20 protein-coding genes are annotated in these 25,761 nt (G+C 67.5%); 11 read left to right on the top strand and 9 right to left on the bottom strand.

Annotated elements, in window-relative coordinates; translation table 11 throughout:
* Positions 1-4 precede the first annotated feature (4 nt).
* Together MUU56_RS01370 and lpxB are read left to right on the top strand one after the other, a co-directional pair.
* The gene (locus MUU56_RS01370; protein WP_244765560.1) at positions 5-883 is read left to right on the top strand and encodes an LpxI family protein; all 879 of its coding nucleotides are present in this window, start codon (positions 5-7) and stop codon (positions 881-883) included.
* The gene (gene lpxB, locus MUU56_RS01365) at positions 880-2,058 is read left to right on the top strand and encodes a lipid-A-disaccharide synthase (protein ID WP_244765559.1); all 1,179 of its coding nucleotides are present in this window, start codon (positions 880-882) and stop codon (positions 2,056-2,058) included. Before MUU56_RS01370 ends, lpxB begins: the two co-directional genes overlap by 4 nt.
* 29 nt (positions 2,059-2,087) lie before the next feature.
* Here lpxB and gltA read toward each other — a convergent pair whose 3' ends face one another.
* On the bottom strand, positions 2,088-3,377 hold the full coding sequence (gene gltA, locus MUU56_RS01360; protein WP_244765558.1) for a citrate synthase: 1,290 nt from the start codon (positions 3,375-3,377) through the stop codon (positions 2,088-2,090).
* 48 nt (positions 3,378-3,425) lie between these two features.
* Here gltA and MUU56_RS01355 point away from each other — a divergent pair, with 48 nt between their 5' ends.
* Both MUU56_RS01355 and MUU56_RS01350 read left to right on the top strand, forming a co-directional pair.
* Positions 3,426-3,632, top strand: a complete 207-nt coding sequence (locus MUU56_RS01355; RefSeq protein ID WP_244765557.1) for a hypothetical protein — start codon at positions 3,426-3,428, stop codon at positions 3,630-3,632.
* Between the two features lie 52 nt (positions 3,633-3,684).
* Positions 3,685-6,141 carry a ComEC/Rec2 family competence protein gene (locus MUU56_RS01350; protein ID WP_244765556.1) on the top strand — a complete coding sequence of 819 codons (2,457 nt, stop codon included), beginning with the start codon at positions 3,685-3,687 and terminating at the stop codon, positions 6,139-6,141.
* Here MUU56_RS01350 and lexA read toward each other — a convergent pair.
* The 6 genes from lexA to MUU56_RS01320 all read right to left on the bottom strand — a co-directional run bounded on the left by lexA (position 6,132) and on the right by MUU56_RS01320 (position 12,435).
* Positions 6,132-6,851: a transcriptional repressor LexA gene (gene lexA / locus MUU56_RS01345; protein WP_244765555.1), complete on the bottom strand. Its 720-nt coding sequence runs from the start codon at positions 6,849-6,851 to the stop codon at positions 6,132-6,134. The genes MUU56_RS01350 and lexA overlap by 10 nt on opposite strands.
* 98 nt (positions 6,852-6,949) lie before the next feature.
* Positions 6,950-8,173, bottom strand: a complete 1,224-nt coding sequence (locus MUU56_RS01340; protein WP_244765554.1) for a molybdopterin molybdotransferase MoeA — start codon at positions 8,171-8,173, stop codon at positions 6,950-6,952.
* Positions 8,173-8,670, bottom strand: coding sequence for a cyclic pyranopterin monophosphate synthase MoaC (gene moaC / locus MUU56_RS01335; RefSeq protein WP_244765553.1), 498 nt, complete (start codon positions 8,668-8,670; stop codon positions 8,173-8,175). The genes MUU56_RS01340 and moaC overlap by 1 nt, the downstream gene beginning before the upstream one ends.
* A gap of 13 nt (positions 8,671-8,683) precedes the next feature.
* The gene (trpC, locus tag MUU56_RS01330; RefSeq protein ID WP_244765552.1) at positions 8,684-9,499 is read right to left on the bottom strand and encodes an indole-3-glycerol phosphate synthase TrpC; all 816 of its coding nucleotides are present in this window, start codon (positions 9,497-9,499) and stop codon (positions 8,684-8,686) included.
* Between the two features lie 8 nt (positions 9,500-9,507).
* Entirely contained in the window at positions 9,508-10,530 is a 1,023-nt protein-coding gene (gene trpD, locus MUU56_RS01325) for an anthranilate phosphoribosyltransferase (RefSeq protein ID WP_244765551.1), read from the bottom strand.
* Between the two features lie 15 nt (positions 10,531-10,545).
* Complete coding sequence (locus MUU56_RS01320; protein WP_244765550.1) at positions 10,546-12,435, bottom strand: peptidylprolyl isomerase; 1,890 nt, start codon at positions 12,433-12,435, stop codon at positions 10,546-10,548.
* A 281-nt stretch (positions 12,436-12,716) separates the two neighbouring features.
* Between MUU56_RS01320 and MUU56_RS01315 the strand changes: the two genes are divergently transcribed.
* The 5 genes from MUU56_RS01315 (at position 12,717) to MUU56_RS01295 (ending at position 19,048) form a co-directional block, all read left to right on the top strand.
* Positions 12,717-14,366, top strand: a complete 1,650-nt coding sequence (locus MUU56_RS01315) for a Na/Pi cotransporter family protein (RefSeq protein ID WP_244765549.1) — start codon at positions 12,717-12,719, stop codon at positions 14,364-14,366.
* A 145-nt stretch (positions 14,367-14,511) separates the two neighbouring features.
* Complete coding sequence (gene glmU / locus MUU56_RS01310; RefSeq protein WP_244765548.1) at positions 14,512-15,885, top strand: bifunctional UDP-N-acetylglucosamine diphosphorylase/glucosamine-1-phosphate N-acetyltransferase GlmU; 1,374 nt, start codon at positions 14,512-14,514, stop codon at positions 15,883-15,885.
* A 114-nt stretch (positions 15,886-15,999) separates the two neighbouring features.
* A complete protein-coding gene (gene glmS, locus MUU56_RS01305; protein ID WP_244765547.1) occupies positions 16,000-17,826 on the top strand; it encodes a glutamine--fructose-6-phosphate transaminase (isomerizing) in 1,827 nt (608 codons plus the stop codon).
* The gene (locus MUU56_RS01300; protein ID WP_244765991.1) at positions 17,826-18,320 is read left to right on the top strand and encodes a GNAT family N-acetyltransferase; all 495 of its coding nucleotides are present in this window, start codon (positions 17,826-17,828) and stop codon (positions 18,318-18,320) included. Before glmS ends, MUU56_RS01300 begins: the two co-directional genes overlap by 1 nt.
* A 35-nt stretch (positions 18,321-18,355) precedes the next feature.
* A complete protein-coding gene (locus MUU56_RS01295; protein ID WP_244765546.1) occupies positions 18,356-19,048 on the top strand; it encodes a DUF502 domain-containing protein in 693 nt (230 codons plus the stop codon).
* A gap of 323 nt (positions 19,049-19,371) precedes the next feature.
* Here the strand turns inward: MUU56_RS01295 and MUU56_RS01290 are convergent, their stop codons facing one another.
* Complete coding sequence (locus MUU56_RS01290; RefSeq protein ID WP_244765545.1) at positions 19,372-19,587, bottom strand: hypothetical protein; 216 nt, start codon at positions 19,585-19,587, stop codon at positions 19,372-19,374.
* Positions 19,588-19,686: 99 nt separating this feature from the next.
* Positions 19,687-21,792 (bottom strand): ATP-dependent DNA helicase RecG, encoded by a 2,106-nt coding sequence (gene recG / locus MUU56_RS01285; protein WP_244765544.1) that lies wholly within the window; start codon positions 21,790-21,792, stop codon positions 19,687-19,689.
* A gap of 109 nt (positions 21,793-21,901) precedes the next feature.
* On the opposite strand from recG, the gene MUU56_RS01280 reads away from it, so the two are divergent.
* Together MUU56_RS01280 and mfd are read left to right on the top strand one after the other, a co-directional pair.
* The gene (locus tag MUU56_RS01280; protein ID WP_244765543.1) at positions 21,902-22,210 is read left to right on the top strand and encodes an FAD assembly factor SdhE; all 309 of its coding nucleotides are present in this window, start codon (positions 21,902-21,904) and stop codon (positions 22,208-22,210) included.
* Positions 22,207-25,713 (top strand): transcription-repair coupling factor, encoded by a 3,507-nt coding sequence (gene mfd / locus MUU56_RS01275; protein ID WP_244765542.1) that lies wholly within the window; start codon positions 22,207-22,209, stop codon positions 25,711-25,713. The genes MUU56_RS01280 and mfd overlap by 4 nt, the downstream gene beginning before the upstream one ends.
* The last annotated feature ends 48 nt before the right edge of the window (positions 25,714-25,761 follow it).

Below are 25,761 nucleotides of genomic sequence, written 5' to 3'. Positions count from 1 at the left end.
CGGCATGGCGGACAGCCGGCCCCTCGCGCGCGACCGGCTGGCCATCATCGCCGGCGGAGGCCTCCTGCCGCGCTATGTCGCGGATGCGGCCCGCGCCCGTGGCGAGGATCCCTACATCCTGGCGCTGCGCGACGAAGCCAGCCCGGACTGGTCCGGCTTCGAGCACCAGGTCATCTCCATCGGCAACTATGCCGGCATCGGCGCAGCCTTCCGGGCGAAGGGCATCGGCCGGGCCGTGCTGTCGGGCTCCGTCCGGCGCCGGCCGGAATGGCGGGACATCCATGCGCCGCTGAAGGCCCTTGCCGCCGTGCCCTCCATCATCCGCACCCTGCTGAAGGGCGGCGACGATGCGGTGCTGAAGATGGTCATCCGGCTGATCGAGGCCGAGGGGGTGCGTGTCGTCGGCGCGCATAACATCGTGCCGGACCTGCTCGGCAGCGAAGGCCCGCTCGGCGCCGTCGCCCCGGATGCGGCCGCCGAGGCCGATATCGCCGCCGCCGCCGCCGCGGCGCTGGCGCTCGGCCGCCTCGACGTGGGGCAGGGCGCCGTCGCGCTCGGCGGGCGCGTGGTGGCGCTGGAGGGGGCGGAGGGCACGGATGCGATGCTGGAGCGGGTGGCGGGCCTGCGCGCGGCCGGGCGCATCTCCGCGCGCCGCAAGGGCGTGCTCGTCAAGCTCTGCAAGCCGGAGCAGGACCTGCGCGCCGACCTGCCGTCGATCGGCGTGGAAACCCTGCGCCGCGCCCGCGCCGCCGGCCTAGCGGGGATTGCGGTGGAGGCGGGGCGCTCGCTGGTGCTGGAGCGCGCGGCGCTCGTTGCCGAAGCGGATGCGAACGGCCTGTTCGTGACCGGCATCGTGCCGGACAGGGCGGAGATGCGGCAATGACGGAAAGACCCCTGACGATCGGCGTCGTTGCCGGCGAGATTTCCGGCGATCTCCTCGGCGGCGACCTGATCGCGGCCTTGCGGGTTGCCCATGCCGGCCCGGTCGCGCTCGTCGGCGTCGGCGGCGAGGCACTGGAGCGGCAGGGGCTTCAATCCCTGTTCGATTTCTCCGAACTCTCCATCATGGGAATCTCGCAGGTGCTGAAACGCCTGCCATCGCTCATCCGCCGCATTCGCCAGACGGCCGATGCCCTGATCGCCGCGCGACCGGACGCGCTTGTTATCATCGACAGCCCGGACTTCACCCACCGCGTGGCGCGCCGTGTGCGCAAGGCACTGCCGGACCTGCCGGTCGTCAACTATGTCTGCCCGAGCGTCTGGGCCTGGAAGGAAGAGCGCGCGCCGCGCATGCGCGCCTATGTCGACCACGTCCTCGCCCTCCTGCCGTTCGAGCCGGCCGTGATGGAGCGGCTCGGCGGCCCGGCGACGACCTATGTCGGCCACCGGCTGATCGGCGATCCCGATATCCGGCACATCCGCGCCGCGCGCCTTGCCCGCGCCGAGCGGGCGCCCGGCGAGCGCGTCTGCCTGCTGCTTCCCGGCTCGCGCGGCACCGAAATCACCCGCCTGCTGCCGGTCTTCGGCGAGGCCGCACGGGAGATCACCGCGCGAAACCCCGGCACGCGCTTCCTCCTGCCCACCGTGCCGCGGCAGGAAGCGCTGGTGCGAAAGCTGACGGCGGACTGGCCGGTGAAGCCGCAGATCACCGTGTCCGCCGCGCAGAAGTGGCAGGCCTTCACCGAGGCCGATGCGGCGATTGCGGCATCCGGCACCGTCATCCTCGAACTGGCGCTCGCCCGCGTGCCGGTCGTCTCGACCTATCGTTTCGACTGGCTCGCCAACCTCTTCCTCGGCAAGGTGAGAATCTGGACGGCGGCGATCCCCAACATCATCGCCGACTATGCCGTCGTGCCGGAATACCTGAACGACATGGTGCGCCCCGGCAGCCTGACCCGCTGGTTCGAGCGGCTTTCGCAGGAGACGATGCAGCGCCGCGCCATGCTGGAAGGCTACGACCTCGTGCACGAACGCATGCAGACCGGAAGGCCGCCCGGCGAGACCGGCGCGGCGGTCATCCTCGATCTTCTTACAACAAAAAAGCCCGGTCGAAACTGACCGGGCTTTTTCATGGATATCTGCTGAGATCAGCGCTTGGAGACGGGGATATAGTCGCGCTTCGGAGCGCCGACATAGAGCTGGCGCGGACGGCCGATGCGCTGTTCCGGGTCTTCGATCATCTCGTTCCACTGGGCGATCCAGCCGACCGTGCGGGCGAGCGCGAAGAGCACGGTGAACATGGTGGTGGGGAAGCCCAGCGCCTTCAGCGTGATGCCGGAATAGAAGTCGATGTTCGGATAGAGCTTCTTCTCGATGAAGTAGTCGTCCGTCAGCGCGATACGCTCCAGCTCCATGGCGACTTCCAGCATCGGATCGTCCTTGATGCCGAGCTCGCCGAGAACCTCGTGCGTCGTCTTCTGCATGATGCGGGCGCGCGGGTCGTAGTTCTTGTAGACGCGGTGGCCGAAGCCCATCAGGCGGAACGGATCGTTCTTGTCCTTCGCCTTGGCGACATATTCCGGAATACGCTCGACCGAGCCGATTTCGGCGAGCATGTTGAGCGCGGCTTCGTTCGCGCCGCCATGGGCCGGGCCCCAGAGGCAGGCGATGCCGGCCGCGATGCAGGCGAAGGGGTTGGCGCCGGAGGAGCCGGCGAGGCGCACCGTCGAGGTGGAGGCGTTCTGCTCGTGGTCGGCATGCAGGATGAAGATGCGGTCCATGGCGCGCGACAGCACCGGGTTCACCACATAGTCCTCGCACGGCACGGCAAAACACATGCGCAGGAAGTTCGACGCGTAGTCGAGGTCGTTCTTCGGGTAAACGAAGGGCTGGCCGATATGGTACTTGTAGGCCATGGCGGCGATCGTCGGCATCTTGGCGATCATGCGCAGCGAGGCGACCATGCGCTGGTGCGGATCGGTGATGTCGGTGGAGTCGTGGTAGAAGGCCGACAGCGCGCCGACACAGCCGCACATGACGGCCATCGGGTGCGCGTCGCGGCGAAAGCCGGTGAAGAAGCGGCTCATCTGCTCGTGCACCATGGTGTGGTGCGTGACGCGGTAGTCGAAATCGTCCTTCTGGGCCTTGGTCGGCAGCTCGCCGTACAACAGAAGATAGCAGACTTCGAGGAAGTCGCCGTGTTCGGCCAGCTGCTCGATCGGGTAGCCGCGGTGCAGCAACACGCCTTCGTCGCCATCGATATAGGTGATCTTCGACTCGCAGGAGGCGGTGGAGGTGAAGCCGGGGTCGTAGGTGAAGGCGCCTGTATTCTTGTACAGCGTGCCGATGTCGATCACATCGGGGCCGATCGTACCGGACCGGGTCGGCAATTCGACTGTCTTGTCACCGATCGACACACCCGCGCTTGTTCCTGTCATAACGATCCTCCGTTGTTTCCAATGGCGGCACGAGGTTGTGCCGGAACCATGAACATGCTCGTTTTGCTAGCCCATTTGCGTTTGCATGCCAAGCGAGACCAAAGGCAAATTGTGCATTGCGAAAACAGGCTTTCCGGCAACGCAATATCTACCCTTTCCAACAAGTTTCAAGCAACTTTTGCGCGTGTTTCATTAAATGCGGAGGTGGCATCCTTTCTGTTTGGCTTAGCATCTGCGGCGGCTACTGCTGATTGAATATTCTTCCGTTCGATTGCATGATGAGGTCCGGACGGGCGGGGCCGCGATCATGGAGAAAGCCGACGTCGCAGAACGGCGGGAAGTGCCCGAGGCCGATGCCTGGCGGGCGGTGCCTGATGGCGCCCGCCTGCCGACCCCGGTTTACGGGCCGCGCAACGGGTCCGTGTTTTCCGGCATGCGGCACGCGGCAATGCGTCTCCGGGGCGCGCCTGCCGCGCGGCAGGCGGGCGCGGCCGCCCTTGCGGAGGAGCGCGCCCACGGCCACTTCTTCCTCTTCGTTCCGGTCTTTCTCGGCGCCGGGGCCGCTTTCTGGTTTGCCGTCGCCTCCGATCCGCCGCTTCTTGCCATGCTCCTCTCCGCCTCACTCGCCTTCTGGCCGGCCTGGCGCCTGCGCCACCGGGAAGACTGGGTCGCGCTTGTGGCCGCCGCGGCGTTTCTCGTTCCCGCCGGCATGCTGCTGGCCGCGCTTGAAAGCGCCCGGCTCGGCACGGTCATCCTCGACGCGCCGGTCACCACCGAGATCCGTGGCCGCGTGCTCTCGCGCGAAAGCGATGAACGCGGCGCGATCCGTTATCGCATCGCGCTCGATGCGACGCGCGATCCCGTGCTGAAGCGGCAACCCGCCGTGGTGACGCTGCTGGCCCGCAGCCGGCACGCGCCGATCCCGATCGGCGGCGGCATAACCGGGCGCGCCCGGCTCGGGCCGCCCTCCGGCCCGGCGCTTTCGGGTCTCAACGACTTCGCCTTCGACGCGTATTTCGCCGGCACCGGGGCGGTCGGCTATTTCTACCGCGCGCCGGGCACGGCCGCGGTGGCCGATCCGGGGCTTGCCGACCGGATCCGGCAGGAGATCGCCACATGGCGCAACAACCTCACCGAGCACATCCGCGGCCGCATTGGAGGCGATGCCGGGGCGATCGCCGCGGCCCTGGTGACGGCCGAGCAGCGGGCGATCGGCGTGGAGACGGTGGAGGCGCTGCGGCAGGCCGGGCTTGCCCATGTGCTCGCCATTTCCGGGCTCAACATGGTGCTGGCCGCCGGCACCTTCCTCGTCGGCGCGCGCGTCGTGATGGCGTTGATCCCGGGCTTCTCCGAGCGTTATCCCGCCAAGAAGATCGCCGCCGCCGGGGCGCTCGTCATGGTGACGCTCTACATCCTCGTCTCGGGCGGCGCGATCTCCGCCGTGCGTTCCTGGATCATGATCTGCGTCATGCTGGTCGCTGTGCTGTTCGGCCGGTCCGCGATCAGCCTGCGCAACGTGGCACTTTCGGCGATCCTCATCCTGGTCGCGACGCCGTCCGCCGTCACCAATCCCGGCTTCCAGATGTCCTATGCGGCGACGCTCGGGCTCGTCGCCGGCTATGCGGCCTGGCGCGAACGCCCCGTCCGGCGGGAGGACGGGGGAGGGCGCCTGAAACTCTTCGGCGGTGCGCTCGGCCGCTTCTTCGGCGGGCTCATGCTGTCCTCGCTGATCGGCGGGTTCTCGACCCTGATCTATTCCATCGGCCACTTCCACCGCATCCCGGCCTACGGGCTGGCCGGCAACCTGCTCGCCATGCCCGTCATCAGCGCCGTCGTCATGCCCTTCGGTCTCGTCGCCGTGCTCTTGATGCCCCTCGGCCTCGATGCGGTGCCTTTCGCGATCATGGGCAAGGGCATCGAGTGGATGATCGCCCTTTCGACATGGGTCGCGAGCTGGAAGGGCGAGATCGTCACCGGCCGCATTGCGCCCGCCGCCTTCCTGCTGGTCGGCCTCGGCGGCGGCCTTGTCTGCATCCTGCGCACGCGGCTGCGCCATGCGGGAACGCTGCTCGCCGGCCTCGGCCTCGCCATCGCCTGCTGGCCGGCCGGACGCGATGCGCCGGAGGCGCTGGTGTCGGAGGACGGCCGTCTCGTCGCCATCCTTCGTGGCGAAACCGTCGCGACGAACCGCGCGCGGCCGCCGGACTTCATCTATGCGCAGTGGCGGCGCGCCCTCCGGCTCGGCGATCTTGCAAAACCGGACATCCGACGGAGCGCGGGATTGACTATCGAGGAAACGGGCGAGCCGTCCGGCGCAACCGGAGACCGGAAACGGCCCCGGCGCAAGGCCGACCGGCAAAAGGCGAGGGACGCCATGGCCGCGGCTTTCACGGCGGCGAGAGAGGGCGACAATTTCGTCTGCGAGGCAAAGGCATTCTGCGCCGCCGTCTCGCCGAGCGGCTGGCGGATCGTCACCCTCGACGACGTCGCCTTCCTGGGCACGGCCTGCGACGCCGCCGATCTCGTCGTCGTTCCCTTTGCCCTCCGGCTGGAGGTCTGCCGTTCGGGCGCCCGCCTGGTGACGGCGCGTCATCTGAGGCGAACCGGCGCCCTCGAGATCCGGCCGGATCCTGAGGGCGCATCCGGCGCTCTCTCCGGGGCCGATATCACGCCGGCCGTCGAAAGCCTAAACCGGCCGTGGTCCCGCCATCGCACCTATGACTGGCGCAGCGGCACCTTCGATCTTCCGAAAGATCAGTTGTAGCGGCGGATGAGGCCGACCAGCTTGCCCTGGATCTTCACGCGGTCCGGCCCGAAGATGCGGGTCTCGTAGGCTGGGTTTGCCGCTTCGAGCGCGATGGACGCGCCCTTGCGGCGGAAGCGCTTCAAGGTCGCCTCCTCGTCGTCGACAAGCGCCACGATGATTTCACCGGGATTGGCGCTGCTGGCATTGCGGATGATGACCGTGTCGCCGTCGAGAATGCCGGCCTCGATCATCGAGTCGCCCTTGACCTCCAGCGCATAGTGCTCGCCGTTGCCGATCATCTCGGCCGGCACGGTGATGTCATGCGTGTTGTTCTGGATGGCGGAGATCGGCACGCCGGCGGCGATGCGGCCCATGACCGGTACGGAGACGGAAGACGGGATCTCCGCGATCGGCGTGCGCTGCGGCGGGGCGGCGGCCGGGGCCTGCTTGCCGCGGCTGCCCTCGATGACCGCCGGCGAAAAGCCGCGGCGCGGCTGCAGGCTCTGGGTATAGGCCTCGGGGAGCTTGATCACCTCCAGCGCGCGGGCCCGGTTCGGCAGGCGCCGGATGAAGCCGCGCTCCTCCAGCGCCGTGATGAGGCGGTGGATGCCGGACTTGGAGGCGAGATCCAGCGCATCCTTCATCTCGTCGAAGGAGGGGGGAATGCCGGACTCCTTCATCCGTTCATGAATGAACAGGAGAAGTTCCTGTTGTTTGCGCGTGAGCATGGCCCCTCCACCGAGAATCGTGTGAAACAAATCCAGAACAGACACTATCTGTTCCATATGTGTTCCGCAAGGGGTTGCTGAAACAATAATAGTACTGTTCAGGCGGCAGGTTCGCGCAGGAGAAGAACCGTGCAGGGCGTGCCCGCCGGGGCCGCCGGGGCGTGGGGCGGGCGCACGAGCAGGCCTTCGGAGACGGCGAAGGCCTTCATCATCGAGGATTCCTGCTTGTCGAGGGGCGTGACGAGCAGTTCGCCGGCGGGGCCGCGGGCGATGCGCGCGCGGACATAGTCCTGCCGGTGGTCGTTCTCCCTGAGCGGCACGGCCGCGACGGCCGGATGTTGCCGGTCTTTCGCCGGCAGGCGGGCGAGGCGGCGCACGAGGGGGGCGAGGAAGAGATGCGAGCAGACGAGGCTCGAAACGGGATTGCCGGGCAGGCCCACCACCTGGACCGCGCCGAGCCGGCCGACCATCAGGGGTTTTCCCGGGCGCATGGCGATGCGCCAGAAATCGAGTTCCATGCCCGCCTCGCCGAGCACGGGCTGCACGAGGTCGAAATCCCCGACGGAGGCGCCGCCGAGCGTGACGAGCACGTCGATATCCTGCGTCAGCGCGTGGCGCACGGCCTCCAGCAGCGCCTGCCTGTCGTCGCGAACGATGCCGAGGTCGATCACCTCGGCGCCGGCCTCCCGGGCGAGGGCGGCGACGCCGTAGGTGTTGGAGGCGATGATCTGGCTGGCGCCGGGCGGCGTGCCGGGCGGGACGAGCTCGTCGCCGGTGGCGAGCAGGGCGATGCGGGGGCGGGCATAGACCGGCAAGACGGGGTGGTTCATCGCCGCCGCCACGGTCAGCCGGCCGGCATCGAGCATGTCGCCGGACTTCAGGACGACCTCGCCCTCGGAAAAATCCTGGCCGCGGGGACGGATGTGGCGGCCCTTCGGGGTAAGGAAGGTTGTGCGGATGCGGCCGTCTTCCAGCACCGCGGCATCTTCCTGCAGCAGAACGGTATCGGCGAAGGCCGGCAGCGGGGCGCCGGTGAAGATGCGCACCGCCTCGCCGGGCGCCGCGATGCCCTCGAAGGCATGGCCGGCCGAGGAGAGGCCGACGACCGACAGGACGGAGCCGAGCACGGCGATGTCCGCATGGCGCACCGCATAGCCGTCCATGGCGGAATTGTCGAAGGGCGGCTGCGTCAGCCGCGCGGCGATGTCTTCGGCGAGCACGCGGCCGTCGGCCTCGTGCAGCCCAACCGTCTCCGTCCGCCGCGTCGGCCGGGCGGCGGAAAGCAGGCGGTCGAGGGCGTCCGCGACGCTGAGGAGGGACATCAGCCGGCGTCTCCGCGCCGGTAGTCGCCGGAGCGTCCGCCGGATTTTTCGACGAGGCGGATGCCGCTTATCTCCATTTCGCGGTCGGCGGCCTTGGCCATGTCGTAGATGGTGAGGCAGGCGACGCTGACGGCCGTGAGCGCCTCCATCTCGACACCGGTGCGGCCGGTGAGCTTGGCCATCGCCTCGACGCGCAGGCCCGGCAGGGCGCGGTCCTCGAAGATCTCCACGGCCACCTTGGTCAGCATCAGCGGATGGCAGAGCGGGATGAGGCTGGCGGTCTGCTTGGCGCCCATGATGCCGGCAAGGCGCGCCGTGCCGATCACGTCGCCCTTCTTGGCATTGCCGCTAAGGATGAGCTCCAGCGTCGCCGGCGCCATGCGGACGAAGCCTTCGGCTCTTGCAACGCGCACCGTCTCTGCCTTGTCGCCGACATCCACCATGCTGGCTTGCCCGGCGGCGTCGATATGGGTGAGCGTGCGGGCCTCGCCCGTCATTGCGCGACCGCCATCATTCCGCCGCCAGCATGCCGGCGGAGCCGGTCAGGAGCTCGCGGGTCGCCGCCGCCACATCGTCCTTGCGCATCAGGCTCTCGCCGACGAGGAAAGTGGAGATGCCGGCCTTGCCGAGCCGTTCGCAATCCGCATGGGTGAAGATGCCGCTCTCGCCGACCAGCAGCCGGTCCTCGGGCACCATGCCGGCGAGCTTTTCAGACACGGCGAGATCCACCTCGAAGGTGCGCAGATTGCGGTTGTTGATGCCGACGAGCTTGGACTTGAGCTTCAGCGCGCGCTCCATTTCCGGCGCGTCGTGCACCTCGATCAGCACGTCCATGCCGAGCGAGAAGGCGGCGTCCTCCAGCCTCTTCGCGTCGTCGTCGCCGAGCGAGGCCATGATGAGGAGGATGCAGTCGGCGCCCCAGGCGCGCGCCTCCAGCACCTGGTAGCTGTCGAACATGAAATCCTTGCGCAGCGCCGGCAGGCCACAGGCCGCACGCGCCGCCGTCAGGAATTCCGGCGCGCCCTGGAAGCTCGGCGTGTCCGTGAGCACGGAAAGGCAGGCGGCACCGCCGGCCTCGTAGGCCTTCGCCAGCGCCGGCGGATCGAAATCCGGCCGGATGAGGCCCTTGGAGGGACTTGCCTTCTTGATCTCGGCGATGAGGCCGAAGCGGCCCTCGGCCTTCTTCGCCTTGAGGCTGGCGAAGAAGCCGCGCGGCGGCTCCTGGTCGCGGATGCGGGCGCGAAGCTCGGCGGGGGAAACGCGTGCCTTGGCGGCGGCGATCTCCTCCAGCTTGTAGGCCTCGATCTTCTTCAGGATATCGGTCATGGACAATCCTACTCCGCCTTGCCTTCGTTGGAAACCGCGACAAGGCGTTCCAGCACGGTGCAGGCGCGGCCGCTTTCCAGCGCTTCGACGGCAAGCCGCATGCCGTCCTTCAGCGTCTCCGCCTTGCCGGCGACGACCAGCGAGGCTGCGGCATTGGCGAGCGAAATGTCCCGGTAGGGCATGTGCGCGCCGCCGAGCACGGAGAGGAGGGCGGCCGCATTGTGCGCGCCGTCGCCGCCGCGCAGGTCATCGAGCGCCACCTGGGGCAGGCCGAAATCGGCAGGCGTCAGCTCGAAGGTGCGGATCTTGCCGTCCTCGAGGGCGGCGACCCGGGTGGTGCCCGTCGTGGTGATCTCGTCGAGGCCTTCGCCATGCACCACCCAGATGCTTTCCGAGCCGAGGTCGCGCATCACCTCGGCGATCGGCAGCAGCCAGTGCGGCGAGAAGACGCCGAGGAGCTGGCGCTTGACGCTGCCGGGATTGGAGAGCGGGCCGAGCAGGTTGAAGATCGTGCGCGTGCCGAGTTCGACGCGCGACGGGCCGACATGCTTCATGGCGGGATGGTGCAGTTGGGCGAACATGAAGCCGAGGCCGGCATCGTGCACGCAGCGCGCGATTTCCGCAGGGCCGATGTCCAGCTTGACGCCGAGGCAGGAGAGGGCGTCCGCCGTGCCCGATTTCGAGCTCAGCGCCCGGTTGCCGTGCTTGGCGACCGGAACGCCGGCGCCCGCGACGATGATCGCCGCGAGCGTCGAGATGTTGTAGGTGCCGGCCCCGTCGCCGCCCGTGCCGACGATGTCGATCGCGTCGGCGGGAACATCGACCGGCAGCATGCGGGCGCGCATCGAGCCGACGGCGCCGTAGATCTCGTCGACGGTCTCGCCACGCACGCGCAGCGCCATCAGGAAGCCGCCGATCTGCGAGGGCGTGGCGGCGCCGGACATGATGATCTCGAAGGCGCCGCGGGCGTCCTCGCGATCCAGTGTCGCGCCCCCGGCGACCTTGGCGATATAGGGTTTCAGGTCGGACATGCGGTTCCCGTCTCCCTATCGCGCGATGCTCTGCTCGGCGAGCGTGCGGTTGATCGAGACGCCGTAGGAGGCCTGCAGGGCGCTCACCATCTGGTCGAGGATGTCGTCGCCGCTGGCGCGCGCGACGGCGGCGATCTGCTGCTCGTCGCCGGAAAGCGCGTCGGTGGCGGTCTCGGCGTTCACGTCCGTCACCTTCAGCAGGATCTGGCCCTCGCCGTCGACGCCGGGCGTGTTGGCGACATGGCCGACGGGACCGGCGAAGGCTGCGGCGACGGCCGCCGGGCTCAGCACCGGATCCTGGGCGCCGCGGTTGAGGCCCGTCTTGTTCTCCACGGCCATGCCGAGCTCGCCGGCGATGGCGGCAAGGTCGCCGCCCTTGCGCACGCGCTCGGCCAGCTCTTCCGCCTTCTTGGCGAGCGTCTGGCGCTGCTGCTCGGCGGTCCAGTCGGCAACCGCGCGTTCGCGCACTTCGTCGAGCGTGCGGTCGCGGTCCGGGATCACGTCGAGCACCTCGAACCAGGCATAGCCCTCGCGGCCGACATTGATCGGCTGCGTTTCCGTGCCGACATCCGTCTTGAAGACCTCGCCGAGGAGGGTGGCCTTTTCGGGCAGGCCGTCGATCTCCTCGCCCTTTTGGTCGTTGCCCTGGGCGTCGATCGCGTCGATCGTCACGGCCTTGAGGTTGTTCTTGGCGGCGGCTTCCGCAAGGCCGAGGCCCTCGGCGCGCGCGTCTTCCAGCCGGTCGTGCACGGCGAGGATGCCGTCGGCGGCCTCGCTCAGCGCCAGCTCGTTGCGCAGCTCCTCCTTCACCTCGTCGAAGGTCTTGACGTTTTCCGGGCGGATGTTCGTCACGCGCAGGATGATCGGGCCGAACGTGCCGTCGATGACCGGCGTCGTGCCGCCGTTCTCGGCGACGGCGAAGGCGGGAGCGGCGAACTTCTGGTCCGGGACGTTCGCCTCGGTGAAATCGCCGAGCAGGACGTCGGCGGCCGTCTTGCCCTGTTCGGCGACGATGGCGTCGAAGGTCGTGCCGGAGGCGAGCTTGGCGGCGGCGGCGTCCGCGCTGGCGCGGTCGGCAAAGGTCAGCTGCTCGATCGTGCGGGTGGCCGGCGTGCGGTATTTTTCCTTGTTCTTCTCATAGTCGGCCCGCAGCGCCTCGTCGGTGATCGCGGCCGTGTCGACGATGTCCTTCGGCTCGAGCGAGACATAGACGACCTTGCGGTATTCCGGCGCGCGGTACTTGGCCTTGTTCTCCTCGAACCAGGGGGCGAGCACGTCGTCGCCCGGCGCCTTGACGGGGTCGATATTGGCATTGCTCAGGATGAGATAATCGACGGTGCGCGCCTCGTTGCGGTACTGGCGCAGCGCCGCCGTCAGCACCTCCGGGGCCTTGTAGCCGTCGGAAACCGCCTCGACGACCTGCGCGCGGATCGCCACCTGGCTGCGGTTGTTGATGTAGTCGTTCTCCCTGAGGCCGGCATTGCGCAGCACTGCGGAGAAGGCCATGCGGTCGAACTGGCCGTTGACGCCGCGGAAGGCCGGATCGTCGGCGATCAGCTGGGCGAGGCGGCCTTCGGAAAGGCCGAGATTCATGTCGCGCGACAGCTGGTCGAGCGCGGCGCCCGCGACGAGCTCGGCAAAAACCTGATTCTCGATGCCGAAGGCGCGGGCCTGCTCGGCGTTCAGCCGCATGCCGAAGCGCTGCGACATGGTCGCGACCTGGCGCTCGTAGGCCAGACGGAAGTCCGTCGGCGAGACGCTGACATCGCCGACCGTGACGACGGAATTGGCCGTGCCGGTGATAAGAGAGCTCGAAACGCCCCAGACAGCGAAGGAACCGACCAGAACGATCAGCAGGGCTTTTGCCACCCAGGTGTGGGAGGCGCGTCTCAGGGCTTCGAGCATCGTCTAAATTTCCTCAATCACGGCGGCCATGCGGCCGGAGATCGTCTCTTAACGGAAAGTTCGCGGGAATTGAAGTCCGCCCGGCGCGCGCGATGCATGGGAAAACCGGGTCCGGCGCAAATGTGCGGGGCGGTGCCGATTTATTTTGCCGGCAAACAAAAGTTTTCTGAAATTATTGACGGAATACCGCCAGAATGGCCTATCACGATACGAAACTTCGTGCTCGGATGCGCGATCAGGCCGGTGAGTCCCGTTTCCACCGGCCGGAAGGAGGGCAGAACGTGGAATCCACGATCGTCATGATCAATCTTTTCGGCGCGGTCGCGCTGCTGCTCTTCGGCCTGGCACAGGTGAAGGACGGCATGACGCGCGCCTTCGGCGTGCGGCTGCGCTCGGGCCTGGCGCTCGGCACGCGCGGGCCGTTCCGCTCCTTCTTCGCCGGTTTCGTCGCCACCGTCGCGCTGCAGAGCTCGACGGCGACGGCGCTGATGATCGCCTCCTTCGTCGAGCGCAACCTCGTCAGGGCGCGCATGGCGCAGATCGTGCTGCTCGGCGCCAATGTCGGCACGGCCGTCACGGCCTGGCTGGTGGCGACGGGCATCGAATCGATTTCCCCGCTCGTCATCCTGATCGGCATCGTCTTCTACAAGTCGAGCAGTTCCACCGCCCGGCAGGGCCTCGGCTCCGCTTTGGTCGGCATCGGCCTGATGCTCTTGTCGCTGCACCTGCTCAGCCTTGCGACCGAGCCGATGCGCCAGTCTCCGGCGCTCGGCGCCTTCCTGACGCTGCTCGACGGCGCCTGGCCCGTGGCGCTCGCGTTCTCGACGGTCCTTGCCATCATCTCGTCCTCCAGCCTCGCCGTCGTCGTGCTCATCATCTCGCTGACGGCGATGGGCATCCTGTCGCCGGCCCTGACGGTGATCCTCGTGCTCGGCGCCAATCTCGGGGGCGCCGTGCCGCCGGTCATCGCCACCTTGAAGGCGGCCGCCTCGGCCCGCCGCGTCACGCTCGGAAACCTCCTCGTGCGCGGGGTCGGCTGCCTTGCCGTGCTGCCCTTCGCGGGGCAGGTCGCCGAGCTGCTGGCCCTCCTGCCGCTCCCGGCCACGAAGCTTCCCGTCGACGTGCACCTTGCGTTCAACCTCGTGGTGGCGCTCGTCCTCTGGCCGCTGTCCGGCCCGCTTTCCAAGCTGATGGAAAAGCTCGTGCCGGAGGAAAAGCAGCCGGAGACGGGGCCGAAATATCTCGACGATTCCGCGCTTTCGAACCCGGTCGTGGCGCTGTCCGGCGCAACGCGCGAGGTCCTGCGCGTCGGCGACATCATCGAATCCATGCTGATCCGCACGATGCGGGCGTTCAACGACAACAACCTGGCGCCGCTGAAGGATGTCGGCGAACTGGAGCGGCAGGTCGACGCCCTGCAGCAGGAGGTGAAGATCTACCTCTCGCGCCTTGGCCGGCAGGGCATCACCGGCGAAAGCGCGGCGCGCTCCATCGTCATCATCGACTATGCGATCAACCTCGAGCATGTCGGCGACATCATCGAGAAGGGCCTGCAGGAGCAGGTGCGCAAGAAGATCACCAACGGCCTGAAATTCTCCGACGACGGCTACAAGGAGCTCGCCAACCTCTTCAACCTGACGATCGAGAACCTGCGCATCGCCCAGACGATCTTCGTCACGCGCGACGAGGGGCTGGCGCGCCAGCTCGTCGAGGTGAAGGTGGATGTGCGGCGGATGGAGAAGCAGTCTTCCGAAAAGCATCTGGCGCGCCTGCGCGACGGGCGGCTCGACAGCCTCCAGACGAGTTCGCTGCATCTCGACATGCTGCGCGACCTGAAGCGCGTCAACGCCCACCTCGTCTCGGTCGCCTATCCGATCCTCGACGAGAGCGGGCTTCTGACGGAAAGCCGCCTGCGCAGCAGCGCCAGCTGAGAAATCCTCCTGCTTCGGCCCGGGTGGAGTGGCTCTCCGCATGAACGGGCGGGCGGCCTTTGTCGCTCATCCGCGGAATCCCTTTGTCTCCTCCGCCCCGTTTTTGCTAAGGAACGGCGTCGATTTCGGGTGAACGAGGATTCTCATGATTGCAACGAAGCGCAACTGCCTGGCCGTCATCCTGGCCGCCGGCGAAAGCACCCGGATGAAGTCCTCCCGCTCGAAGGTGCTGCATCCCGTGGCCGGCCGGCCGATGATCGCCCATGTGGTCGATGCGCTGGCCGCTGCCGGCATTTCCGATATCGCGCTGGTGCTCGGCCGCGATGCCGACAAGGTCGAGGCGGCGGCGCAGAACCCCGCGGTGACGAGCTCGGTACACATCCAGACCGAACGGCTCGGCACCGCCCATGCCGTGCTGGCCGCGCGCGAGGCCATCGCGAAGGGCTATGACGACGTGCTCGTCATCTTCGGCGATACGCCGCTCGTCACCGAGGCGCCGCTCACGGCCGCCCGTGCCGGCCTTGCCGGCGGCGCGGATGTCGTCGTCATCGGTTTCGAGGCGGCGGACCCGACCGGGTACGGCCGGCTGATCGTGGAGAACGGCGAACTGCTGGCGATCCGCGAGCAGAAGGACGCGAGCGAGGCCGAGCGCGCCATCACCTATTGCAACGGCGGCCTGATGGCGATCGACGGACGCAAGGCGCTCGACCTCATCGGCCGCATCGGCAACGCCAATGCCAAGGGCGAGTACTATCTCACCGACATCGTCGAAGTGGTGCGCGCGACCGGCGGGCGGGCGATAGCCGTCGCGGCGCCCGAGGAGGAGCTGACCGGCTGCAACACCCGCGCCGAGCTTGCCGTCATCGAGCGGCTCTGGCAGCAGCGCCGCCGCCGCCAGATGATGCTGGACGGCGTCTCGATGATCGCGCCGGAGACCGTCTTCCTGTCCTACGACACCAGGATCGCCCAGGACGTGACGATCGAGCCGAACGTCGTCTTCGGCCCGGGCGTCACCGTCGAATCGGGTGCCGTCATCCATTCCTTCTCGTATATCGAGGGCGCGCATGTATCGGCCGACGCCGAGATCGGCCCCTATGCGCGCCTGAGGCCCGGCGCCCGTCTCGGCGCGGGTGCCAAGGTCGGCAATTTCTGCGAGGTGAAGCAGGCGGAGATCGGCGCGGGCGCCAAGGTCAACCACCTGACCTATATCGGCGATGCGATCATCGGCGAGAAGACGAATATCGGCGCCGGCACCATCACCTGCAATTATGACGGCATCAACAAGCACCTGACCCGCATCGGCGCCAATGCCTTCATCGGCTCCAATTCGTCGCTCGTCGCGCCCGTCTCGATCGGCGATGGCGCCTATGTCGCGTCGGGCAGCGTCATCACCACGGATGTGCCGGACGATGCCGTCGCCTTCGGAAGGGCCCGGCAGGAGAACAAGGAGGGCAGGGCCGTGCTCGTCCGCGAGCGCAACCAGGCGGCCAAGGCAGCCAGGAAGAAGGCGGCCGAATAGGTTGCTGCCCGCATTAACGCTTGCAATCGAAAGTGAGTGCCGCCGTGTTGCGTTGCGGCAAAAAACCACTACGAAACGAATAGAGTTGAACGAAACGAACCTGCGGAGCGGCCCATGTGCGGAATTGTCGGTATCGTCGGAACCCAGCCTGTTGCCGGTCGCCTCGTCGATGCGCTGAAGCGCCTTGAATACCGCGGCTACGATTCGGCCGGTGTTGCCACCATCGTCGACGGCAGGCTGGTGCGCCGCCGCGCCGAGGGCAAGCTCTTCAACCTCGAAAAGCGCCTCGCCGAGGAGCCGCTCGCCGGCACGATCGGCATCGCCCACACCCGCTGGGCAACGCACGGCGCGCCGACGGAGGCCAATGCCCATCCCCATTTCGTCGAGGGCGTCGCCGTCGTGCACAACGGCATCATCGAGAACTTCTCGGACCTGAAGGACGAGCTCACCGCCGGCGGCGCGACCTTCACCACCCAGACCGACACGGAAGTCGTCGCCCAGCTCGTGGCGAAATACCGCCGCGACGGCCTCGGCCGGCGCGAGGCGATGCACGCCATGCTGCGCCGCGTCACCGGCGCCTATGCGCTCGCGGTGATCTTCCAGGACGACCCGTCCACCATCATGGCCGCCCGCAGCGGCCCGCCGCTCGCCATCGGCCATGGCCGCGGCGAGATGTTCCTCGGCTCCGACGCCATCGCGCTCGCTCCCTTCACCAACGAGATCACCTATCTCGTCGACGGCGACTGGGCGGTGATCGGCCGCGACGGCGTCTTCCTCTTCGACATCGACGGCAACCGCGTCGAGCGCCCGCGCCAGATCTCGTCGGCCGCCGCCTACCTCGTCGACAAGGGCAACCACCGGCACTTCATGGAGAAGGAAATCCACGAGCAGCCGGAGGCGATCTCCCACGCGCTCAGCCATTACGTCGATTTCCTCGCCCATACGGTGCGGCCGATCGCCGAGGAAATCGACTTCGCCAAGGTGCCGAGCCTTGCCATCTCCGCCTGCGGCACGGCCTATCTTGCCGGCCTTGTCGGCAAATACTGGTTCGAGCGCTATGCCCGCCTGCCGGTCGAGATCGACGTCGCCTCGGAGTTCCGCTATCGCGAGATCCCGCTGAACCCGGCCTCCGCCGCGCTCTTCATCTCGCAGTCCGGTGAGACGGCCGATACGCTCGCCTCGCTGCGCTACTGCAAGGAGAACGGCCTCAAGATCGGCGCCGTGGTCAACACGAAGGAATCGACGATCGCCCGCGAATCGGACGCCGTCTTCCCCATCCTCGCCGGCCCGGAGATCGGCGTCGCCTCGACGAAGGCCTTCACCTGCCAGCTTGCCGTGCTGGCCGCGCTCGCCGTCGGCGCGGGCCGGGCGCGCGGCACGATCAGCGAGGCGGAGGAGAAGACGCTGGTGCGCCACCTCGCCGAGATGCCGCGCATCATGGCAAGCGTGCTCAACACCATCCAGCAGTCGATCGAGCAGCTGTCGCGCGACCTCTCCAAGTGCAAGGACGTGCTCTATCTCGGCCGCGGCACCAGCTATCCGCTGGCCATGGAGGGCGCGCTGAAGCTCAAGGAAATCTCCTATATCCATGCCGAGGGCTACGCGGCAGGCGAGCTGAAGCACGGGCCGATCGCGCTGATCGACGAGAACATGCCGGTCATCGTGATCGCCCCGCATGACCGCTTCTTCGAAAAGACCGTCTCGAACATGCAGGAAGTCGCCGCGCGCGGCGGACGCATCATCTTCATCACCGACGAGAAGGGCGCCGCCGCCTCGAAACTCGAGACCATGGTGACGATCGTGCTGCCCAATGTCGACGAGATCATCGCGCCGATGATCTATTCGCTGCCCATCCAGCTTCTCGCCTATCACACCGCCGTCTTCATGGGCACGGATGTCGACCAGCCGCGCAACCTCGCCAAATCCGTGACGGTCGAATGATCTTTCTGCGCCCGGAACGGCCCGATGACGTCAACGCCATCCGCGCGCTGACGGAAACGGCCTTCAGGACGGCGCCGCATGCCGACGGCACCGAGCACGTCATCATCGACCGCCTGCGCGCCACGGGCGCCCTGACGCTCTCGCTGGTGGTGGAATCAGATGGCGTGATTATCGGCCATGTCGCCTTCTCGCCGGTCACGGTTTCCGATGGCAGCGCAAACTGGTACGGCCTCGGCCCGATTTCCGTCGATCCGTCCCGGCAGGGCGAGGGCATCGGCGGCCGGCTCGTCGAGGAGGGGCTGCAGCGCCTCAAGGCTCTCGGCGCGGCCGGTTGCGTACTGCTCGGCGATCCCGGCTATTACGGCCGGTTCGGCTTTGCGGCCGATCCGAAGCTGACGCTCGACGGCGTGCCGCCGGAGTATTTCATGCGTGTGGCGTTTTCACCGGTTTACGGCGGGGGAACCGTTTCCTATCATCCGGGTTTCTACGGCTGAGTGGCCTCCCACGCTCGCCAGGTGCTGGATATCCGATGACCGACCTCGTTCCGAGGCAGTCGCTTGCCATGCGACTGCGCAACAATTTCCTGACCGGCCTCGTCATCTGCGCGCCGATCGCCATCACCATCTGGCTGACCTGGACCTTCATCCGATGGGCCGACAGCTGGGTGAAGCCCTATATTCCGGCGCAGTACAACCCGGAAAACTATCTCCAGTTCGCCATCCCCGGCTTCGGCCTCTTGACGGCGCTGGTGCTGATCACGCTCGTCGGCTTCCTCGGTAAGAACCTCATCGGCCGCACCATCGTCGAGTTCGGCGACGGGCTGTTCAACCGCACGCCGCTTGTGCGCACGGTGCACAAGAGCCTGAAGCAGATCTTCGAGACGGTGCTGAAGGACAAGGGTACCTCGTTCAACAAGGCGGCGATGATCGAATATCCGAGCCCGGGCCTGTGGGCGATCGTCTTCGTGGCGACGGATGCGCGCGGCGAGATCGCGACGAAGTTCAAGGCGATGGGCAAGGACATGGTCGCCTGCTTCCTGCCGCCGACGCCGTTCCCGACGGCCGGGTGGCTTGTCTATTTGCCGCGGGAGAAGATCGTGCCGCTCGACATGAGCGCGGAGGACGCCGCAAAGCTCATCATCTCCGTCGGCCTCGTCACGCCGCCGGAAAAGCCGCTCCAGCTCGTCGAGAGCGAGGAAGGATCGAGCAAGAAGAAGGGCTGAGGGAGGGCCTGGAAGGGCCGCTCTCTGAGCCACATCCCACCTTCTTCTTGCTTTCCCCCTCCGTCATCCTCGGGCTTGACCCGAGGATCCAGGCATCACGGCACGCCCCTCTGTCGCATGGATCCTCGGGTCAAGCCCGAGGATGACGGCGGGAGGTTTGAGGATGACGGAGAGGAGGTTTGAGGATGACCCAGGAAAAGCTTGGGGGCATTCCGGGAGAAGCCTGACGATGTCTCAGGAGATTCGCGGACACGAAGAGAGAGGCGCGGATGATGTCGGCGTTCAGCCTTCGAGCCGCCCCGCGAAGGGGCGGCGGGAAAAGGCTATTCGGTGACGGCTGCGTCCTTCTGGTCTTCCAGAATGATCTTGCTTTCCTCCGCCGGCAGGCGGGACTGTTTCTGGGTGGTCGTGACGCTTGCGGTGGTGATGGTCTTGTCGACCTTGGCTTCCGCGCTGACCTTGTTGTGCCAGGCGCAATCCGCAAAGGCGGCGGATGCCGAGAGGCCGAGCATTGCTGCGACTGCGAGAACTGTCTTCATGGCATTTCTCCTTCTTCGCTGAGGCGAGGGGCAGTATGCGCTCACGCGCAGTCTCGGCGAAATCACGATTTTGTGGCCGGCGCGTTTCCGGTACAGACCCTAGCCGGCGCGCAGGAACCGGATCGCCTCGTCGCGGCGGTAGAGATAGAGCAGCGTGCGGATCGCCTCGCCGCGTTCGCTGGTCAGGTCCGCGTCGCGTTCCAGCACATAGGCGGCGTCCTTGCGGGCGATTTCGAGAAGGTCGCCATGCGCTTCGAGGCTGGCCACCAGGAAGCCGGGCGTGCCGGACTGGCGGGTGCCCAGAAGCTCGCCTTCGCCGCGCAGCTTCAGGTCCTCCTCGGCGATGCGGAAACCGTCCTCCGTCTCGCGCAGGATGGAAAGCCGCGCCCGGCCGTTCTCGCTGAGTGGCCCCTTGTAGAGGAGGATGCAGCTCGACGCCTCCGCGCCGCGCCCGACGCGGCCGCGTAGCTGGTGGAGCTGGGCAAGCCCGAAGCGCTCGGCGTGCTCGATCACCATGATCGAGGCATCCGGCACGTCGACGCCGACCTCCACCACGGTCGTCGCGACGAGCAGCCGCGTCTCGCCGTTCTTGAAGGCGAGCATGGCGGCGTCCTTCTCCGGCCCGCTCATCCGCCCGTGCACGAGCCCGGCCGCATCGCCGAAGACGCTGGCGAGCGTTGCATGCCGTTCCTCGACGGACATCAGCTCGCTTTCCTCCGTCTCCTCGACCAGCGGGCAGATCCAGTAGGCCTTCTTGCCCTCGGCAAGCGCCGTGCGCAGCCGGTCGACGATGTCGCCGATGCGCTCCTGCGGCATGACGACCGTCTGGATCGGCTTGCGGCCGGCCGGCTTTTCGGTGAGCTTCGACACGTCCATGTCGCCGAAGGCGGCGAGCACCAGCGTGCGCGGGATGGGCGTCGCGGTCATGACGAGCATGTGGGGCGAGATGCCCTTGGCCGTCAGCCGCAGGCGCTGGTGGACGCCGAAACGGTGCTGCTCGTCCACCACGGCGAGCACGAGGTCCCTGTAGGCGACATTGTCCTGGAAGAGCGCGTGCGTGCCGATGACGATCTGCGTCTCGCCGGAGGCGATACGCTCCAGGATGGCGTCGCGCTCGCGGCCCTTGGTGCGGCCGGTCAGGACGTCGATGGTGACGCCGGCGGGCGCCGCCATGCGCGAGAGCGTGGCGAAATGCTGGCGCGCCAAAATTTCCGTCGGGGCCATCAGCACGGCCTGGCCGCCCGATTCGACGGCCGCCAGCATCGCCATCAGCGCCACCGCCGTTTTGCCCGCGCCGACATCGCCCTGGAGGAGCCGCAGCATGCGCTGCTCGCCCGCCATGTCCTTCAGCACTTCGGCGATCGCGACCTGCTGGCTGCCCGTCAGCGAGAAGGGCAGGGCATCGATCACCGGACCGCTCAGCGCGCCGGTCGCCACCACCGGCCGCCCGGCGACCTTGCGCAGGCGCTGGCGCACCAAAGCGAGCGAGATCTGGCCCGCCAGGAACTCGTCATAGGCGAGCCGGCGGCGGGCGGGAGCCTGCGGGTCGAGATCCGTTTCGTCGCGCGGATCGTGCAGGCGGTGGATGGCGTCGAAGGCGGAGGAGAAACCCTGCCGCTGCAGCAATGTCGGCTCGATCCATTCCGGCAGGTGCGGCACGCGCGCGACGGCCGCCTCCACCGACTTGCGCAGCACGCGCGCGGTGAGGCCGGCGGTAAGGCCGTGCACGGGCTCGACCAGCGGCACCGTGTCCGCCTCGCCGAGCCGAGCCATATAGTCCGGATGCACCATGGAGGGGCGGCCGTTGAACCAGTCGACCTTGCCGCTCACCACCACCGTCTCGTCGATGGGCAGGGCCTTTTCCAGCCAGTTGCCCTTGACGCGGAAAAAAGTGAGCGCCAGCTCCCCGGTCTCGTCGTGCAGGAAGACGCGGTAGGGCTGGCTCGACTTGCCGGGCGGCGGCGGCTGGTGGCGGTCGACGCGGCCGGTGATGGTGACGATGACGCCCTGCGGCGCGTGCGCGATGCCCGGCTGGTTGCGCCGGTCGACGATCGAGTGCGGGAAATGGAAGACGAGGTCGATGACCCGGCAGTCCTCGATGCTCTCCTGGCCGAGCAGGCGCGCGAAGAGATCGCCGAGCTTCGGGCCGATGCCGGGAAGCGAGGAGAGGGGAGCGAAGAGCGGATCGAGCAATGCGGGTCTCATGGCGGCCAAAATCGCCGGACCGGGACGCTTTGGCAAGGCTGACAAGCGGCTTTTGCCGGTCTATAGAAACGCGGAATTATACCTGAGTGAAAGAAAAGCGAGCACGATCATGACGGGCACGACACGCTCCAGCGCCGAGATCGACCCGCGCCGCAAGCGCATCCTCTTCCGCTGCTGGCATCGCGGCATCCGCGAGATGGACCTGGTGCTCGGCGCTTTCGCCGACGCGGAGATCGAGACTCTTTCCGAGGCCGAGCTCGATGAGCTGGAGCGCATCATGGCCGAGGAGGACAACGACCTCATCAAGTGGGTGACGGGCGAAAAGCCGGTGCCGGAGGCGTTCCGCGACGGCCTCTTTTCGCGCATCGCCGCCTATCGCCCCGATTTCTCGCCGCTCTTCAAAGACGACCGCGCATGATCCCCGGATTTTCCCCCGAACGCGTCGCAGCGGCCGGCCGGCCGATGACCATCGGCGCCGTGCCGTCCGGCGTCGAGCCGCTGATCCTCGCCGAGCTTGCCCGCACCGGCGGCCCGCTCGCCTATGTGCTGTCGGACGGCCAGCGCATCTCCGATCTCGAGCAGATGCTCGGCTTCGTTGCGCCGGACATTCCGGTGCTGACGCTGCCCGGCTGGGACTGTCTGCCCTATGACCGCGTCTCGCCGAGCGCCGAAGTCTCTGCACGGCGCCTGTCCGCGCTTTCCGCGTTGATCGCCCACCAGAAGAAGCCGCATGCGGCCATCGTGCTCGTCACCGTCAACGCCATGCTGCAGAAGACGGCGCCGCGCGCGATAATCGAGAGCCTTGCCTTTTCCGCCCGCCCCGGCAACCAGGTGCGCATGGACGACATCGCCGCCCGGCTGGAACGCAACGGTTTCGAGCGCGTCGCGACGGTGCGCGAGGTCGGCGAATATGCGGTGCGCGGCGGCATCCTCGACGTCTTCGTGCCCGGCAGCGGCGAGCCGGTGCGCCTCGATTTCTTCGGCGATACGCTGGAGAGCATCCGCTCCTTCGATCCCGCCAGCCAGCGCACGACCGGCCAGGCGCGCTCCCTCGACCTCAACCCGATGAGCGAGGTGACGCTGACGCCGGAGACGATCTCGCATTTCCGAAAACACTACCTCTCCTCCTTCGGCGCCGCGACGCGCGACGACGCGCTCTACCAGGCCGTTTCCGAAGGCCGGCGCTATGCCGGCATGGAGCACTGGCTGCCGCTGTTCTACGACGGCCTCGAAACCGCCTTCGACTATCTCGCCGGCTTCCGTATCGTCACGGACCATACGGTGCGTGAGGCGGCCGTCGAGCGCTCCCGCCTCGTGCGCGACTACTACGAGGCGCGCGTGGCGTCCGCGACGCCCGGCAAGGGCCAGGTGGCGCAGGCGACGCCCTACAAGCCGGTGCCGCCGGGCCTCCTCTATCTCGACGCAGAACGCTTCGCCCGCGATCTCGACGAGCGCGACGCCATCCGCCTCTCGCCCTTCAACGAGCACGAGGGCGAGGCGCGGCATGTCGAGACCATCGCCGCGCGGCCCGGCATGCGCTGGGCGCGGCCGGCCGGCAGCGAGGATGCGGACAGCGCCCGGGTCAACGTCTTCGACCAGGCGGTGAAGCACATCGCCGACAAGCGGGCCTCCGGCGCGAAAGTGCTGGTGACGGGCTGGTCGGAAGGCTCGCTCGACCGCCTCTTGCAGGTGCTCGCCGAACACGGCCTCGGCAATGTCGTGCCGGTCGGGAAGTTCTCCGATCTCCGCAAGCTGAAGCCCGGCGAGGCGGGCTCGGCCGTGCTCAGCCTCGAAAGCGGCTTCGAGGCGGGTGATATCGTCGTCATCGGCGAGCAGGATATTCTGGGCGACCGCATGGTGCGGCGCTCGAAACGCCGCAAGCGCGGGGCGGATTTCATCACCGAGGTCGCCGGGCTCGACGAGGGCTCGATCGTCGTGCATGCTGAGCACGGTATCGGCCGCTTCGTCGGCCTCAGAACCATCGAGGCCGCCGGCGCGCCGCATGCCTGCCTCGAACTCGTCTATGCGGACGAGGCCAAGCTCTTCCTGCCCGTCGAGAACATCGACCTCCTGTCGCGCTACGGCGGCGAGGGCACGGATGCGCTGCTCGACAAGCTCGGCGGCGTCGCCTGGCAGGCGCGCAAGGCCAAGCTGAAGAAACGCCTGCTCGACATGGCGAACGGCCTCATCCAGATCGCCGCCGCCCGCCTCGTGCGCCATGCGCCGGTGCTCGTCTCCACGGAGGGCGTCTACGACGAATTCGCCGCCCGCTTCCCCTATGACGAGACCGACGACCAGGCGAACGCCATCGACGCCGTGCGCGAGGATCTCGGGGCCGGCCGGCCGATGGACCGGCTCGTCTGCGGCGACGTCGGCTTCGGCAAGACGGAGGTGGCGCTGCGTGCCGCCTTCATCGCGGCCATGAACGGCGTGCAGGTCGCCGTCGTCGTGCCGACGACGCTGCTCGCCCGCCAGCATTTCAAGACTTTCTCCGACCGGTTCCGTGGGCTGCCGATCCGCGTGCAGCAGGCCTCCCGCCTTGTCGGCTCCAAGGAACTGGCTCTCACCAAGAAGGAACTCTCCGAGGGCAAGACGGATATCGTCGTCGGAACGCACGCGCTGCTCGGCTCGTCGATCAAGTTCGCCAATCTCGGCCTCCTGATCATCGACGAGGAGCAGCATTTCGGCGTCAAGCACAAGGAACGGCTGAAGGAGCTGAAGAGCGACGTGCATGTGCTCACGCTCTCGGCGACGCCGATCCCGCGCACCCTGCAGCTCGCCATGACGGGCGTGCGCGAGCTCTCGCTGATCACCACGCCGCCGGTCGACCGCATGGCGGTGCGCACCTTCATCTCGCCCTTCGACCCGCTCGTCATCCGCGAGACGCTGATGCGCGAGCACTATCGCGGCGGCCAGAGTTTTTACGTCTGCCCGCGCCTCAGCGATCTTGCGGAAATCCACGATTTCCTGCGCCAGGACGTACCGGAGCTGAAGGTCGCGGTCGCCCATGGCCAGATGCCGGCCACCGAACTCGAAGACATCATGAACGCCTTCTACGAGGGCCGCTACGACGTGCTGCTCTCGACGACCATCGTCGAATCGGGCCTCGACGTGCCGACGGCGAACACGATGATCATCCACCGCGCCGACATGTTCGGCCTCGCCCAGCTCTACCAGCTGCGCGGCCGTGTCGGCCGGTCGAAGGTGCGCGCCTTCGCGCTGCTGACGCTCCCGGTCAACCGCACGCTGACAGGCACGGCCGAGCGCCGCCTGAAGGTGCTGCAATCGCTCGATACGCTCGGCGCGGGCTTCCAGCTCGCCAGCCACGACCTCGACATCCGCGGCGCGGGCAACCTGCTCGGCGAGGAACAGTCCGGCCATATCAAGGAGGTCGGCTTCGAGCTTTACCAGCAGATGCTGGAAGAGGCCGTCGCGGAAATCAAGGGCGACGAGGAGGTCACGGACACCGGCTGGTCGCCGCAGATCTCCGTCGGCACGCCGGTGATGATCCCCGACGACTACGTGCCGGACCTGCACCTGCGTCTCGGCCTCTACCGCCGCCTCGGCGAGATCACCGAGCTCCGCGATATCGACGCCTTCGGCGCCGAGCTCATCGACCGCTTCGGGCCGCTGCCGGTCGAGGTGCAGCACCTCCTGAAGATCGTCTACATCAAGTCGCTCTGCCGCGTGGCCAATGTCGAGAAACTGGATGCCGGCCCGAAGGGCGTCGTCGTGCAGTTCCGCCACAAGGAGTTCCCGAACCCGGCTGCGCTGGTCGGCTATATCGCCAAGCAGGGCACGCTGGCCAAGATCCGGCCCGACCAGAGCCTGTTCCTCGCCCGCGACTACCCGACGCCGGAAAAGCGGCTGACCGGTGCGGCGCAGGTGATGACGCAGCTTGCGGGGCTGGCGAAGCAGTAGGGCGTTTTCGCGGTTCGGGGAAAAGCGCACATGCTCCGGCGCGTTGCG

The sequence above is a fragment of the Shinella yambaruensis genome (assembly GCF_022899355.1).
Lineage (GTDB): Bacteria > Pseudomonadota > Alphaproteobacteria > Rhizobiales > Rhizobiaceae > Shinella > Shinella yambaruensis.
This window is presented reverse-complemented; position numbering and strand designations above follow the sequence as displayed.

Bases quoted from the DNA above. Each gene is read 5' to 3' on its own strand.
- lexA (WP_244765555.1), bottom strand. From the start codon at position 6,851: ATGCTCACGCGCAAACAACAGGAACTTCTCCTGTTCATTCATGAACGG.
- moaC (WP_244765553.1), bottom strand. From the start codon at position 8,670: ATGACGGGCGAGGCCCGCACGCTCACCCATATCGACGCCGCCGGGCAA.
- gltA (WP_244765558.1), bottom strand. From the start codon at position 3,377: ATGACAGGAACAAGCGCGGGTGTGTCGATCGGTGACAAGACAGTCGAA.
- MUU56_RS01355 (WP_244765557.1), top strand. From the start codon at position 3,426: ATGAACATGCTCGTTTTGCTAGCCCATTTGCGTTTGCATGCCAAGCGA.
- MUU56_RS01320 (WP_244765550.1), bottom strand. From the start codon at position 12,435: ATGCTCGAAGCCCTGAGACGCGCCTCCCACACCTGGGTGGCAAAAGCC.
- glmS (WP_244765547.1), top strand. From the start codon at position 16,000: ATGTGCGGAATTGTCGGTATCGTCGGAACCCAGCCTGTTGCCGGTCGC.
- MUU56_RS01340 (WP_244765554.1), bottom strand. From the start codon at position 8,173: ATGTCCCTCCTCAGCGTCGCGGACGCCCTCGACCGCCTGCTTTCCGCC.
- MUU56_RS01290 (WP_244765545.1), bottom strand. From the start codon at position 19,587: ATGAAGACAGTTCTCGCAGTCGCAGCAATGCTCGGCCTCTCGGCATCC.
- glmU (WP_244765548.1), top strand. From the start codon at position 14,512: ATGATTGCAACGAAGCGCAACTGCCTGGCCGTCATCCTGGCCGCCGGC.
- MUU56_RS01370 (WP_244765560.1), top strand. From the start codon at position 5: ATGGCGGACAGCCGGCCCCTCGCGCGCGACCGGCTGGCCATCATCGCC.
- MUU56_RS01280 (WP_244765543.1), top strand. From the start codon at position 21,902: ATGACGGGCACGACACGCTCCAGCGCCGAGATCGACCCGCGCCGCAAG.
- lpxB (WP_244765559.1), top strand. From the start codon at position 880: ATGACGGAAAGACCCCTGACGATCGGCGTCGTTGCCGGCGAGATTTCC.
- mfd (WP_244765542.1), top strand. From the start codon at position 22,207: ATGATCCCCGGATTTTCCCCCGAACGCGTCGCAGCGGCCGGCCGGCCG.
- MUU56_RS01350 (WP_244765556.1), top strand. From the start codon at position 3,685: ATGGAGAAAGCCGACGTCGCAGAACGGCGGGAAGTGCCCGAGGCCGAT.
- recG (WP_244765544.1), bottom strand. From the start codon at position 21,792: ATGAGACCCGCATTGCTCGATCCGCTCTTCGCTCCCCTCTCCTCGCTT.
- trpC (WP_244765552.1), bottom strand. From the start codon at position 9,499: ATGACCGATATCCTGAAGAAGATCGAGGCCTACAAGCTGGAGGAGATC.
- trpD (WP_244765551.1), bottom strand. From the start codon at position 10,530: ATGTCCGACCTGAAACCCTATATCGCCAAGGTCGCCGGGGGCGCGACA.
- MUU56_RS01295 (WP_244765546.1), top strand. From the start codon at position 18,356: ATGACCGACCTCGTTCCGAGGCAGTCGCTTGCCATGCGACTGCGCAAC.